Origin of the sequence: Plantibacter lichenum, assembly GCF_050587525.1 — a bacterium.
Classification (GTDB): Bacteria; Actinomycetota; Actinomycetes; order Actinomycetales; family Microbacteriaceae; genus Plantibacter.
Map to the genome: position 1 here is coordinate 82390 of NZ_JBOBFT010000012.1, position 14150 is coordinate 96539.

11 protein-coding genes are annotated in these 14150 nt (G+C 66.8%); 3 read left to right on the forward strand and 8 right to left on the reverse strand.

The features are described 5' to 3' along the window. The 4 genes from alaS to ACQ3HB_RS16085 all read right to left on the reverse strand — a co-directional run bounded on the left by alaS (nt 1) and on the right by ACQ3HB_RS16085 (nt 5484). Nucleotides 1-2655 carry an alanine--tRNA ligase gene (gene alaS / locus ACQ3HB_RS16070; protein ID WP_430921301.1) on the reverse strand — a complete coding sequence of 885 codons (2655 nt, stop codon included), beginning with the start codon at nt 2653-2655 and terminating at the stop codon, nt 1-3. 22 nt (nt 2656-2677) lie between these two features. After that, nucleotides 2678-2908: a hypothetical protein gene (locus ACQ3HB_RS16075; protein ID WP_430921302.1), complete on the reverse strand. Its 231-nt coding sequence runs from the start codon at nt 2906-2908 to the stop codon at nt 2678-2680. Between the two features lie 204 nt (nt 2909-3112). Then, a complete protein-coding gene (gene rpsD / locus ACQ3HB_RS16080) occupies nt 3113-3742 on the reverse strand; it encodes a 30S ribosomal protein S4 (protein WP_422780426.1) in 630 nt (209 codons plus the stop codon). Nucleotides 3743-3993: 251 nt separating this feature from the next. Further along, on the reverse strand, nt 3994-5484 hold the full coding sequence (locus ACQ3HB_RS16085) for a replication-associated recombination protein A (RefSeq protein WP_430921304.1): 1491 nt from the start codon (nt 5482-5484) through the stop codon (nt 3994-3996). Nucleotides 5485-5705: 221 nt separating this feature from the next. On the opposite strand from ACQ3HB_RS16085, the gene ACQ3HB_RS16090 reads away from it, so the two are divergent. From ACQ3HB_RS16090 to ACQ3HB_RS16100, 3 genes are all read left to right on the forward strand, one after another. Next, nucleotides 5706-6524, forward strand: a complete 819-nt coding sequence (locus ACQ3HB_RS16090) for a peptidylprolyl isomerase (RefSeq protein ID WP_430921306.1) — start codon at nt 5706-5708, stop codon at nt 6522-6524. A 117-nt stretch (nt 6525-6641) separates the two neighbouring features. Continuing rightward, nucleotides 6642-7871 (forward strand): DUF349 domain-containing protein, encoded by a 1230-nt coding sequence (locus tag ACQ3HB_RS16095; RefSeq protein ID WP_430921308.1) that lies wholly within the window; start codon nt 6642-6644, stop codon nt 7869-7871. A gap of 104 nt (nt 7872-7975) precedes the next feature. Next, nucleotides 7976-8569: a type IV toxin-antitoxin system AbiEi family antitoxin gene (locus ACQ3HB_RS16100; RefSeq protein ID WP_430921310.1), complete on the forward strand. Its 594-nt coding sequence runs from the start codon at nt 7976-7978 to the stop codon at nt 8567-8569. A gap of 41 nt (nt 8570-8610) precedes the next feature. Here the strand turns inward: ACQ3HB_RS16100 and ACQ3HB_RS16105 are convergent, their stop codons facing one another. The 4 genes from ACQ3HB_RS16105 to ACQ3HB_RS16120 form a co-directional block, all read right to left on the reverse strand. Beyond that, nucleotides 8611-10863, reverse strand: a complete 2253-nt coding sequence (locus tag ACQ3HB_RS16105; protein ID WP_430921311.1) for a RelA/SpoT family protein — start codon at nt 10861-10863, stop codon at nt 8611-8613. Nucleotides 10864-10926: 63 nt separating this feature from the next. Then, nucleotides 10927-11958, reverse strand: coding sequence for a protein translocase subunit SecF (gene secF / locus ACQ3HB_RS16110; protein ID WP_430921313.1), 1032 nt, complete (start codon nt 11956-11958; stop codon nt 10927-10929). Next, on the reverse strand, nt 11958-13703 hold the full coding sequence (gene secD, locus ACQ3HB_RS16115; RefSeq protein ID WP_430921314.1) for a protein translocase subunit SecD: 1746 nt from the start codon (nt 13701-13703) through the stop codon (nt 11958-11960). Before secD ends, secF begins: the two co-directional genes overlap by 1 nt. A gap of 62 nt (nt 13704-13765) precedes the next feature. Then, on the reverse strand, nt 13766-14140 hold the full coding sequence (locus ACQ3HB_RS16120) for a preprotein translocase subunit YajC (RefSeq protein WP_430921407.1): 375 nt from the start codon (nt 14138-14140) through the stop codon (nt 13766-13768). Nucleotides 14141-14150 lie beyond the last annotated feature (10 nt).

The following is a 14150-nucleotide window of genomic DNA, read 5'->3' on the forward strand; positions in this document are numbered from 1 at the left end:
CTAGCCGATTTCGCGAGCGATCGCCGCGAGGGCGTCCGGCAGCGCCGATGCGTCGGCACCGCCGCCCTGCGCGAGGTCGTCCTTGCCGCCGCCGTTGCCGCCGAGGACGCCGGCCGCGACGCGCACGAGCGCTCCGGCCTTGTGTCCGGCGTCACGGCCGCCCTGGTTCGTCGCCACGACGATCGCGGGCTTGTCCGCCACGACGGCGCCGAGCGCGATGACGGCAGGTGCGTCGCCGAGACGCTCGCGGACGGCGGTCACCAGGCTGCGGAGATCGTTCTGCGAGGCGAGCTCACCGAGCGACTCCGCGACGAGTGTGACACCGCCGACCGATGCGGCCTTCGCCGCGAGGGCGGGAACGCGGTCGCTCAACGACCGTGCCTCGAACGACGCGATCTTCTTCTCAGCGGCCTTGAGGCTGCTGACGAGCTCGGCGATGCGATCGGGCAGCTGGTCCTTGGGCGTCTTCAGGTTCGACGAGAGCTGCGACACGATGGCGCGCTCTGCAGCGAGATCGCGGAACGCCTCGAGGCCGACGAGCGACTCGACACGACGGTTGGTGGACCCCACTGACGACTCGCTGATGAGGTTGATCATGCCGATCTCCGCGCTGGAGCCGACGTGCGTGCCGGCGCACAGCTCGCGTGACCACGGGCCGCCGATGTCGACGACGCGAACGGTCTCGCCGTACTTCTCGCCGAACAGCGCCATCGCGCCGAGCGCCTTAGCGTCGTCGAGCGCCATCTCGCGCGTCGAGACGAGCAGGTTGTCGCGGATCGCGTTGTTCGAGATCTCCTCGATCTCCGTCTTGGTCTCCGGCGAGAGCGCCTGGTTCCAGGTGAAGTCGAGACGCAGGTAACCCGCACGGTTCGCCGAACCGGACTGGTGGGCGCTCGACCCGAGCACCTGGCGGAGCGCAGCATGGATGATGTGCGTCCCGGAGTGCGCCTGCTGTGCGCCACGACGGTAGTTCGCGTCCACGATCGACGTCGCCGGCGAATCGACACCGACCTCGCCCTGCGTCACCTGCACCTTGTGCGCGATGAGCCCCTTGACGGGCTTCTGGACGTCGAGGACTTCGAGTTCGTAGCCGGGGCCGACGATGACGCCCTGGTCGGCTTCCTGTCCACCCGACTCGGCGTAGAGCGAGGTCTCCGCGAGGAAGACTTCAGCGATGTCGCCGACGACGGCCTTCGTGACGGGGTGACCGTCGACGATGATGCCGAGGATGCGGGACTCCGTCTCGAGTTCCGTATAGCCCGTGAAGACGGTCTCACCGAGGGATCGGAGCGAGCTGTACACGGACAGGTCCGCGAGCACGCTGCGCTTCGCCTTCGCGTCGGCCTTCGCACGCGAGCGCTGTTCGGCCATGAGCGTGTCGAACGCGGTGCGGTCGACGGACAGGCCGGCCTCCTCCGCGATCTCGAGCGTGAGGTCGATCGGGAAGCCGTAGGTGTCGTGGAGCAGGAACGCCTGCTTGCCGCCGAGCTGTTTGGCGCCCGTCTCCTTGGTCTTGTCGAGCTCGAGGTCGAGGATCGTCGAACCGCTCGCGAGCGTGCGGAGGAAGGTCTCCTCCTCCGCGTACGCGGCCTGCGAGATCTGGCCGTAGTCCGCCTCGACCTCCGGGTAGGACGCCTTCATCGCGTCCTTCGATGCGGTGAGGAGCTCCGGCATGGTCGCCGTGTCGACGCCGAGCAGGCGCATCGCACGGACGCTGCGACGGAGCAGGCGACGCAGGATGTACCCGCGACCCTCGTTGGACGGCGTCACGCCGTCACTCAGGAGCATGAGCGATGAGCGGACGTGGTCGGCGATGACGCGCATGCGTACGTCGTCGCCGTGGTCGGCGCCGTAGCGGCGACCGCTCAGCTGCGAGGCGAGGTCGAGGACCGGACGGACCTGGTCGATCTCGTACATGTTCTCGACGCCCTGCTTGATGAACGCGACGCGCTCGAGGCCCATGCCCGTGTCGATGTTGCGCTTCGGCAGCTCGCTCACGATGTCGAAGTCGACCTTGCTGCGGACGTTCGCGACGAGGTACTGCATGAACACGAGGTTCCAGATCTCGACGTAGCGGTCGTCGTCCGTCGCCGGTCCGCCATCCGCACCATAGGCGGGGCCGCGGTCGAAGAAGATCTCCGAGCTCGGACCCGCGGGGCCCGGCTGGCCGGTGGACCAGTAGTTGGTGTCCTTGTCGAGGCGCTGGATGCGTTCGTCTGGCAGGCCGGCGACCTTCTTCCAGAGCGCGATCGCCTCTTCATCGTCCTTGTAGACGGTGACCCACAGGTCCTTCTCGTCGAAGCCGTAACCGCCTGCGGACTCCAGCCCGGTGAGGAGCTCCCAGGCGTAGCCGATCGCTCCCTCCTTGAAGTAGTCACCGAAGGAGAAGTTCCCGTTCATCTGGAAGAACGTGCCGTGGCGCGGCGTCTTGCCCACTTCTTCGATGTCGTTCGTCCGGATGCACTTCTGCACGCTCGTCGCGCGGTCGAAGGGCGCGGGGACGACACCTGTGAGGTACGGGACGAACGGCACCATGCCGGCGACCGTGAAGAGGAGCGTCGGGTCATCGCTCACGAGCGACGCCGACGGCACGACCGTGTGCCCCCGATCTCCGAAGAATTGAAGCCAGCGGGAGCGAATGTCTGCGGTTTGCATAGTTTCCGTACGTCGGGAGGGATTAGTTCTTGAGGTCGTCGACGGCGTTCTCCGCCTCGTCGACGATGGTGTCGACCGTGTCGCGCAATTGCGCTTCGCGTTCCTTGTACGCGTCGCTCACCGTCTCGGTGAACTCCTTCACGCGCGCATCCAGCTCGGCGAAGAACAGCTTGCCCTTGCGCGTCTTGTTGATCTGGTGGGCGACGACGAATCCGGCGCCGATACCCACGACCAGCCAGAACACGTTCTTCATGTGGAGCTCCTTCTCTGCGGATGCGACGTTCGATGCGACGACGTGCAGGGCCAGTCACCCATCGTAGTCCAGGCGTCTGGCGAGTGCCGTCACCCGCACACTGCGAGGAAACCGCTCGCTGCAACGAAAAGAAGGGCCGTGGCGTAAGCCACGACCCCTCCTGTCCCGGCAAGCGGGACCTGCTCCGCGATGCGGAGCGATCGACTAGCGAGCTGCGTAGTACTCGACGACGAGCTGAACTTCACACGTCACGGGGACCTCGGCGCGCTTCGGACGACGCTCGAGGCGTGCCTGCAGCTTGTCGAGCTCGACCGAGAGGTACGCGGGCACCTTGGGGAGCACGTCGACGTGACCGCCGGCTGCTGCAACCTGGAAGGGCTCGGTTCCTTCGGAACGCGGCTTGACGTGGATGAGCTGACCCGGCTTCACGCGGAAGGACGGGCGGTCGACGAGCTGGCCGTCGACGAGGATGTGGCGGTGCACGACCATCTGGCGAGCCTGCGCCGTGGTGCGGGCGAAGCCGGCACGGAGCACGAGTGCGTCGAGGCGCGTCTCGAGGATCTCGACCAGGTTCTCACCGGTCAGGCCCTGCGTGCGACGAGCTTCCTGGAACGCGATCTTCAGCTGGGCTTCGCGGATGCCGTACTGGGCGCGCAGACGCTGCTTCTCGCGCAGACGGACGGCGTAGTCGCTGTCGGCCTTGCGCTTGGTGCGGCCGTGCTCACCGGGAGCGTAGGGACGCTTCTCGAGGTACTTGGCAGCCTTCGGGGTGAGGGCGATGCCGAGGGCCCGCGAGAGGCGGGTCTTGCTGCGGGTACGTGACTTGGTAGACACGGTTTCCTTTCAATGAAGTCTCAAACGATGGATACCGGTGCTGTGTCGGCCGGGACGCAGTGGTCCTGGCGCAGTGATGCACCGGAAAGTCAGAGGGGTCGGCCAGGGCTGTTCGGCTACAGAACACACCCGTCGAACGAAGATGATCGCGCAGCCGCACGGTCACATCTGGTCTAGGCCGGATCAATACTAGCACGAGCACTCCCCCGCGACCGTCAGCCGTGACGGTCGGCGAGGCGTCGTCGCGCCGGTCAGTCGTTCGAGCCCCGCACGATCTTCCGCAGCTTCTCGAGCCGCGCGGAGACCTCGCGTTCGTGACCGTGGTCGGTCGGCTCGTAGTAGCGCACATCCGTGAGCTCGTCGGGGATGTACTGCTGCTTGACGACGCCGATGGCGGTGTCGTGCGGATAGCGGTAGCCCTTGCCGTGGCCGAGCCGCTTCGCGCCTGCGTAGTGCGCGTCGCGCATCGGTTTCGGGACTCGCCCGAAGGATCCGGAGCGCACGTCGGCGATGGCCTTGTCGATGGCGAGGTAGGCGGCGTTCGACTTCGCGGCGGTCGCGAGGTAGACGACGGCCTCTGCGAGCGGGATCCGCCCCTCCGGCATGCCGATGAACTGCACGGCGTCCGCCGCGGCGATCGCGATGGGGAGCGCCTGCGGGTCGGCGATCCCGATGTCCTCAGCGGCGGAGATGATGATGCGCCTGGCGATGAACCGCGGGTCCTCCCCCGCCTCGATCATCCGTGCGAGGTAGTGGAGTGCCGCATCGACGTCCGATCCCCTGATGCTCTTGATGAACGCGCTGATGACGTCGTAGTGCTCGTCACCGTTGCGGTCGTAGCGGAGCAGAGCGCGGTCGACCGCTTGCGCGACGAGTTCGTCGGTGATCACTGGCCCGGTGTGGACGGCGGCCGCAGCGGAGTCGTCCTCGGGAGCGCTGCCACTGGCCCCCTCGGCGTCCCCATCGCCAGCGTCCTCATCCTCATCGTCGTCATCCTCGTCGCCGAGGCCGAGCATGGCGGAATCGTCCAACTCGTCGTCCGCGGAAGGCGTCCTGCCGAGGTCGGCGTCCGCGGCGATCGCTGCGGCCTCGAGGGCCGTGAGCGCCCGCCGTGCGTCGCCGGAGGACAGCCTGATGAGTGCGTCACGCGCTTCCGGTGTCACGGTGAAACGGCCGCCCAGACCGCGTGGGTCGGTGGCGGCACGGTCGATCAGGATGCCGAGATCGTCGTCGCTCAGCTGTTCGAGCGTGAGCAGGAGCGAGCGCGACAGCAGTGGCGAGATGACGGAGAACGACGGGTTCTCGGTCGTGGCCGCGACGAGGATGACCCATCCGTTCTCGACACCGGGCAGCAGTGCGTCCTGCTGGGCCTTGCTGAAGCGGTGGATCTCGTCGAGGAAGAGGACGGTGGAGGTGCCGTAGAGATCGCGTCCGGACATCGCCGCTTCCATGACCTGACGGACGTCCTTGACGCCGGCCGTCACGGCCGAGAGCTCCACGAAGCGCCGACCGGAGCTGTGCGCGATCGCCTGCGCGAGGGTCGTCTTGCCCGTCCCGGGCGGACCCCAGAGGATGACCGAGACCGCGGCCTGATTACCGGAGACGTCCGTTGCGAGCCGCACGAGCGGTGAGCCGGGGCGCAGCAGATGCCGCTGCCCCGCCACCTCGTCGAGGCTGCGCGGACGCATGCGGACGGCGAGGGGCACCTGTCCGCCCGAGATCCCAGGGCCTGCATCCAACATGTGTCCAGGCTAGTGGCGACGACTGACAGTGCTCCGCGAACGGGCCCGTCGAGGCGGCCCGACGATCGCGGCGCACGATCGACTCCCCGATGCGACGGTGTGAAACCCCTGCGCCCATTTGGCGGCCGAACTCGCGTCCCCGTAAGGTTCTCGTGGGCCGCACGACGTGGGGCACGTGGCGATGTCGCCGAATCATCGGGCGGCATCTGGAGGGAACAGACGTGGCAACGAGCAAGGGTCCGGACAAAGAGGCACGTGAAGCGCGAGCGCGCATCCGCGGCTACAACGCGAGGCGGACGGTGCACGAGCAGCGTTCGAAGCGTCGCGTCCGGGACAACATCATCGCGACCGTCGCCCTCGTCGTCGTGATCGGTGCCGCGACGATCGCCCAGGTCTTCTACTTCTCCGGCGGCCCTGGAACGCCCGTAGCCACGCCGAGCGCATCCGCTTCGGCGCCCGCGAACGCGGAGGGCTGCGGTACCAACGGCCCGGCCGACGGCAGCAACACGGGAGACGTCCCGCCCACGAGCCTCGCCGAGGGGCGCGACTGGACCGGCACGATGACGATCAACGACATCGCGCTCGACCTGCAGCTCGACGGCGCGTGCGCACCTCAGGGCGTTTCCTCGTTCATCGCCCTCGCGAAGTCGGGCTTCTACGACGGCGTGACCTGCCACCGCCTCACGACGAGCGGCATCTACGTCCTCCAGTGCGGCGACCCCAAGGGCGACGGCACGGGCGGTCCCGGCTACAACTACGGCCCCGTCGAGAACGCTCCCGCAGGAGACGTCTACCCCGCAGGCACCATCGCGATGGCACGTCAGGGCGGCAACGGCTACAGCAACGGCAGCCAGTTCTTCATCGTCTACCAGGACTCGACCATCCCCTCGGATGCGGCGGGCGGCTACACGATCCTCGGCAACGTGACCGACGGCCTCGACCAGCTCATCTCCGGCGTCACGTCGGCGGGCGTGTCGGGCGGCGGCGGCGACGGGGCGCCGTCGGTACCTGCCAAGATCACTTCGGTGACCGTTCAGTAACGAGTCACCGGAAGCGCGTTCGATCCGTGAGTTTCGCCAGCGACGCCGTCTGGCGTATTAGGCTTGCGGATTGATCAAGATTGTCAATGAGGCGACCAACACAGCAAGGTGAGGCGTGTGACGAGTTCAGACATGATGCCGTGGGGCAGGGTGGACGACGACGGAACGGTCTACGTCCGCGAAGCTGACGGCGAACGAGCCGTCGGGCAGTACCCGGACGGCACGAAAGAAGAGGCGCTCGCGTACTTCGAGCGCAAGTACACCGATCTCGCGGGCCAGGTCCGTCTGCTCGAGCAGCGCGCGAAGGGCGGCGCTCCGGCGACCGACATCGCGAAGGCCGTTGCATCGCTGCGCCGCAACGTGGAGTCGGCGAACGCTGTCGGCGACCTGGAAGCGCTCGTGACGCGGCTCGCCGCTCTCGACGGCAAGGTGGGCGAACTCACGGAGGCACAGACGCAGGTCGCGAAGGCCGCACTCGAAGAGGCCGTGCAGTCGCGCGTCGCCATCGTCGAGGAGGCCGAAGCGCTCGCTCTGCAGGATCCGGCTCGTGTGCAGTGGAAGCAGACCTCCACCCGGCTCGACGAGCTCTTCGCCGAGTGGCAGCGCCAGCAGCACGACGGCCCGCGGCTCCCGAAGACCGAGGGCAACGAGCTGTGGAAGCGATTCCGCACGGCCCGTGCCACGCTCGAGCAGCACCGCCGCGCGTTCTACTCCGAGCTCGATTCGGTGCACAAGGAGGCGCGCGCCAAGAAGCAGGCGCTCGTCGACGCCGCGGAAGCGCTCATCCCCCAGGGAGCTGACGGCGTTCCCGCCTACCGCAACCTGCTCGACGACTGGAAGAAGTCGCCGCGTGCCGGCAAGCGCCAGGACGATGCCCTCTGGGCGAAATTCAAGGCGGCCGGTGACGCGATCTACGGTGCCAAGGCCGAGATCGATGCACGCGACAACGCCGAGTTCCAGGGCAACCTCGATCTGAAGCTCGCCGTCCTCACGGACGCCGAGCCGATCCTCACGGAGCAGGACCGCGACAAGGCCCGCACGGCCCTCGCCGCGATCCAGCGCCGTTGGGACGAGATCGGCAAGGTCCCGCGCGACCAGGTCCGCGTCGTCGAGGATCGCCTCCGCAAGGTGGAAGCCCACGTCAAGCAGCTCGAGGACGACCACTGGAAGCGGAACAACCCCGAGACGAAGGCACGGACCGAGGGGCTCGCGAGCCAGCTCGCCGACGCCATCGCCAAGCTCGAGGACGAGGTGACCGCTGCACGGGCCTCCGGCGACGCCGCTCGCCTCGCCGCCGCGATCGAAGCCCTCGACGCCCGGAAGGCGTGGCTCGGCGCCATCCGCTAGCCGTTCTGCCGATCCGTTGCCCCACAGGCTGCGGACCACGGCGACGTTCTCCACAGCAGTCCCAGATCCTCCTGTACGCACCTTGCGTGCAGGAGGATCGTTGCATGTCCGACCGATTGAGCGCGTTCCTCCGACCTCCAGCCCTCCCGCTCGCGGAGCTGAGCGCCGCACGCCTCGACGGCGACCTCTTCGCCCTCGACGACGGCTACTGCAGCATCGATGAACCAGACACGGTCGATCTCCGAGCGGAGATCCTCTCGCGGCTCGTCCCTGACTGGGCCGTCGTGGCCGGGCAGAGCGCCGCATGGCTCCACGGAGCGCTGTCGATGCCCCCTCGTATCCACGAGGCGTTCGTCCGGCCCGCCAGACGCGGCTCGCTCGTGAGTTCGCGCGCGCTCCTCGTGCGACAGATCCGAATGGATGCCGACGACGTCGAGACGCTCGGCGGGATGCTCGTGACCACACCGCTGCGCACCGCCATCGATCTTGCGCGGGACCACGACGTCGGATCCCCCGGCTTCGACGCATTGAGCAGGCTCGTCGACTCCCGACTGGTCGGCGCAGAAGCCGTCGAGCGGTGGCTCTCCGTCAATCGACGGCTCGCGGGCCGTCGGCGCGTCCTGACACGCCTGGCACTGGCCGTGGAAGCGACTCTGCCGGGTCTGGATCGTCCGTCGGCGTCGTTATCGCTCGATTGACCCGTGACGCGGGAGACGGGGAGCAGTGCCGGAGACGCCGCTCAGCCGCCGTTGACCCGGTAGACGTCGTAGACGGTGTCGATGCGACGCACGGCGTTGAGCACCCGGTCGAGGTGGGTCGTGTCGCCCATCTCGAAGACGAATCGGCTGATCGCCAATCGATCGCTCGAGGTGTTGACCGTCGCGGACAGGATGTTCACGTGGTACTCGGACAGCACGCGGGTCACATCGCTGAGGAGGCCTGCACGGTCGAGGGCCTCGACCTGGATCTGGACGAGGAACACGCTCTTCGACGACGGAGCCCACTCGACGTCGATCATCCGCTCCGGTTCCTGCAGGAGCGACTGGACGTTGTGGCAGTCCGAGCGGTGCACCGAGACGCCTGCGCCGCGCGTCACGAAGCCGACGATCTCGTCGCCGGGCACCGGCGTGCAGCATTTGGCGAGCTTCACGAGGATGTCGCCCGCGCCACGGACGAGCACGCCGGAATCGCTGTTCTTGAGTCGCTCACGACGACCGCGCGCGGGGAGCGTGAACTCGGTGTTCTCGCTCTCGGCGTCCTGGTGGAGGAACGCGACGACCTTCTCCAGGACGGACTGGGTCGACACGTGGCCTTCGCCGACGGCCGCGTACATCGCCGTGACGTCCTCGTAGCGTAGCTGCGCGGCGACCTCGGCGAACGAGTCCTGGTTCATGAGCTTCTGCAGCGGCAGGTTCTGCTTGCGCATCGCCCGCGCGATCGCGTCACGGCCCTGTTCGATCGCCTCGTCGCGGCGCTCCTTCGTGAACCACTGGCGGATCTTGTTCCGCGCCCTGGGGCTCTTGACGAAGTTGAGCCAGTCCTGGCTGGGGCCGGAGTCGGGGTTCTTCGAGGTAAAGACCTCGACGACGTCGCCCGTGTTGAGCGTGCTCTCGAGGGGAACCAGACGACCGTTGACGCGGGCACCCATCGTGCGATGGCCGACCTCGGTGTGCACCGCGTAGGCGAAGTCGACGGGCGTCGCGCTGGCCGGCAGACCGATCACACGGCCCTTCGGTGTGAAGACGTAGACCTCTTTCGCGCCGATCTCGAAGCGCAGCGAGTCGAGGAACTCCCCCGGGTCGGCCGTTTCGGCCTGCCAGTCGGAGATGTGCGCGAGCCACGCCATCGAGGCGTCCGGCTCGGACGAGGACTGCGCTTTGCCGCTGTTGACGCGCTCCTTGTACTTCCAGTGCGCGGCGACACCGAACTCGGCGCGCTGATGCATCTCATTCGTGCGGATCTGGATCTCGACGGGCTTGCCGCCCGGACCCACGACCGTCGTGTGCAACGACTGGTACAGGTTGAACTTCGGAGTCGCGATGTAGTCCTTGAACCGCCCGGGAACCGGAGTCCAGCGCGCGTGGATCGAGCCGAGGACGGCGTAGCAGTCGCGCAGCGAGTTCACGAGCACGCGGATGCCGACGAGATCGTAGATGTCGTCGAACTCGCGGCCCCGGACGACCATCTTCTGGTAGATCGAGTAGTACTGCTTCGGTCGTCCCACGACCTTGCCGCGGATGCGCTGCGCCTTGAGGTCGTCGCTCACCGCGTCGATGACGCTCTGCACGTACTCCTCGCGCTGCGGCGTGCGCTGCTTCACGAGGGATTCGATCTCGGCGTAGAGCTTGGGGTACAACACGGCGAAGGAGAGGTCTTCGAGCTCCCACTTGATGGCCTGGATGCCGAGGCGGTGCGCGAGGGGCGCGTAGATCTCGAGTGTCTCCGTGGCCTTCTTCGCAGCCTTCTCGGCGGGTACGAAGCCCCACGTGCGTGCGTTGTGCAAGCGGTCGGCGAGCTTGATGATGAGCACACGGATGTCCTTGGACATCGCGACGATCATCTTGCGGACGGTCTCGGCCTGTGCGCTGTGTCCGTACTTGACCTTGTCGAGCTTCGTGACGCCGTCGACGAGCATCGCGACCTCGTCGCCGAAGTCGGCGTGGAGCTGTTCGAGCGAGTAGTCGGTGTCCTCGACCGTGTCGTGCAGGAGCGCGGCGACGATCGTCTTCGGGCCGATGCCGAGGTCCGCGAGGATCTGCGCGACCGCGACGGGATGCGTGATGTAGGGCTCGCCGCTCTGACGCTTCTGGCCTGAGTGAGCGCGCTCCGCGACGGTGTACGCGCGCTCGATGAGGGCGAGGTCCGCTTTGGGGTGGTGCTGCCGCACCGTCCGCATCAGGGTGTCGACCGCGCCGGCCGGCTGCGCCTTCGAGAAGATGCGTGGAACGAGACGACGAAGGGAGGCCGTCGAGGACGTTGTCGTATCCGCCATGTCAGACCTCCCTTCGATGATTCATCGCTCGCGAGTGGGTTCGTACTCAGTGCAACAACGAGATCAGGCGTCTACTTCCACGACGTCGAGATCTGCAGCCGAACCGTTCTCCTTGGCACGTTCGCGGGCCACGAGGACGCGCTTGTCGTGCTTGGCGATCTTGGGTTCCCCCTGACGGAAGTTCGCGTACAGCGGGGCTGCCACGAAGACCGTCGAGTACGTACCGACGAGGATGCCGACGAGGAGCGCGAGCGAGATGTCGCGCAGGGTGTCGGCGCCGAGCACGAACGCGCCGATGAACAGGATGGCCGCGACCGGCAGAGCCGCCACGACACCCGTGTTGATCGAGCGGACGAGGGTCTGGTTGACCGCGAGGTTGACCGACTCGCCGAAGGTGCGCGAGGCGCCGTCCGCGTCGAGCGTCGTGTTCTCGCGGATCTTGTCGAACACCACGACGGTGTCGTAGAGCGAGAAGCCGAGGATCGTGAGGAAGCCGATCATGGCCGCCGGTGTGATCTCCCAGCCGGTCGCAGCGTAGACGCCGGCCGTGATCAAGAGGTCGTGCAGGAGGGACATGAGCGCAGCGGCGGACATCTTCCAGGTGCGGAAGTACAACGCCATCAGGATCGCGGCGAGCACGAGGAACACCAGGAGGCCCTTGATGGCCTGCTGGGAGACGTCCTGGCCCCACGACGGGCCGACGAACGACACGGTGACCTCGGTCACGGGGACGTCGTACGCCTTCGCGAGCGCCGCGGAGACCTCCTTCGTCTGCGCGTCGTTCTTCAGCTGGTCGGTCTGCACCCGAACGGCGTTGTCGCCGACGATCGTGACGTGCACGACAGCGCTCGGGACAACCGTCGCGACGGCCTCCTCGGCGAGCTTCTGGTCGGTGTCCTTGACCTCGGAGATCTGGAACTGCGATCCGCCGCGGAACTCGATGCCGAAGTTGAAGCCGCCCTTGACGAGCGGGATCAGGATGGAGAGGGCGATCGCGACGATGGCGATCGTGTACCAGATCTTGCGCTTGCCGACGAAGTCGTAGGAACGCTTGCCGGTGTAGAGCTCGTTTCCGAACCGTGCGAACGCACCCATCAGGAATCCTTCCCCTCGGTCGGTGCTTGCTCGTCGATGGCGTCGCCGCCCGTTCCGACGAGAGCGGCCTGCTTGCGCTCGGCGATCGTCTGTCGCTTGGCGGCCTCACGGCTCGCTCCTGCGGTCTTGCCCGTCGAATCCGTTGGCTTCCGGAACTCGGCGCGTCCTCGGTAGATGGCGCCGAGCGCCGTCGGGTCGAGACCCGTGATGGGCTTGCCGCTGTTGAAGAACCTGGTCTGCGCCAGGAGCTGCATCATCGGGTGCGTGAAGATGAGCACGATGATGACGTCGATCACGGTCGTGATGCCGAGCGTGAGGGCGAAGCCGCGGACGTTGCCCACCGCGAGGATGTAGAGCACGACTGCCGAGAGGAGGTTGACGCCCTTCGCCGCGTAGATGGTCCGCTTGGCGCGCTTCCAGCCCGCCTCGACGGCGGACTCCAGGCCACGGCCGTCGCGGAGTTCGTCCTTGATGCGCTCGAAGTACACGATGAACGAGTCCGCCGTGAAGCCGATGGCGACGATGAGGCCCGCGACACCCGCGAGTGACAGCCGGAACCCTTCTCGCCAGGACAGGAGCAGCACGACCACGTAGGTCAGTGCGGCGGCTGCCACGAGGGAGGCGATCGTCACGAGTCCGAGCAATCGGTACTGGAAGAGCGTGTAGATCACGACGAGGATGAGACCGATGAGACCGGCGATGAGACCGCTCTGCAGCTGCGAGGAACCGAGCGTCGCGGAGATCGTGTCGGACGACTGCACCGCGAAGCTGATCGGCAGTGCTCCGTACTTCAGCTGGTCGGCGAGCGTCTTCGCGGACTCCTGCGTGAACGATCCACTGATCTCGGGCTTGCCGTCGGAGATGACCGCGAGGGACTGCGGTGCCGAGATGACGTTGCCGTCGAGCACGATCGCGAACTGGTTCTGCGGGCTCTGCAGCGAGGTCAGGCGACCGGTGACGTCGGCGAAGAGCTTGGTGCCACGTGCGTTGAACACGGGGTACACGGCCCACTCGCCCGTGCTCGCGCCGGACTGGGTCGTCTTGATGCCCGCGCTCGCGTCGGACAGATCCTCGCCAGTCACTTCGACGGGGCCGAGGATGTACTTGAACGAGCCGTCGTTCTCGCACGTGATGAGCGGCTTGTCGGCGGGAGCAGCCGATGCGTCGAGTCCGTCGTCCGCGGCACAGTCGAACGCCTGGAATTCGGCGTAGAGCGCCGGTGTGACGTAGTTCAGGTCGCTCGCGTTCGTGGGCTTCGCGGTCGGCGTGCTCTCGAGCCCGGGATCGGGTGTGGGGTACGGCGTCGACTTGCCGTCCTGACCCATGAAGGTGTTGGACGGCTGACCGGGCGTCAGCTGCTGTGACGTGAGCACCGGTCGGAACTCGAGCTTGGCGGACGCCTGGATGCGCTTGAGCGTCTCGTCGTCCGGCGTTCCCGGGATCGACACGACGACGTTCTGGCCCTGCGTCGTGATCTCAGCCTCGGACACGCCGGACGCGTCGACGCGTTCACGGATGATCGAGACCGCCTGGGTGAGCTGCTCAGACGACACCGTCTGACCGGACTCCACCTTCGGCGCGAGGATGATCTGCGTTCCGCCCTCGAGGTCGAGGGCGAGCTTGGGCGTCCAGGAACTCCCACCCCAGATCACCCCGGCCGCATTGATCGCGAACAAACCGATGATGATCACGCCAAGCCACGTGAGCGAGCGCCACGCTTTCTTGACCGGGGTCGACTTTGCCAAACTCGGAACTCAGCTTTCTCTGCCTGCGACGGCATCACTGTCGTCGCACGGGAAGGTTGGTATTAGTCGTCGCTCTTCTTCTGGTTCGACTGGTCTTCGATCCGCTGACCGAATTCAGGCGTCCCAGCTGCGGTCTCGTCCGTGATGGACTCGACTGCAGGAGCGTCGGCAGGCGTCTCGACGACGGGCTCCGGAACGACGCTACCGGCGAAACGCGGGTCGATGGTCACGATGATTCCCGGGGCGATCTCCACGTCTGCCTTACGGGCGTCGCGATCCATCGAGATCAGGGTACCGTACACGCCGAAGCCCGTGAGCACCTCTGCTCCGGGGACGAGCTTGGATTCGGTTGCAGCAGCAGCCTTCTTACGCTTGTTGTTGCTCACCATCATGAAAACGATCATGACGCCGGCGAGGCCGAACAGGACGAGAGTCATTGCATCCACG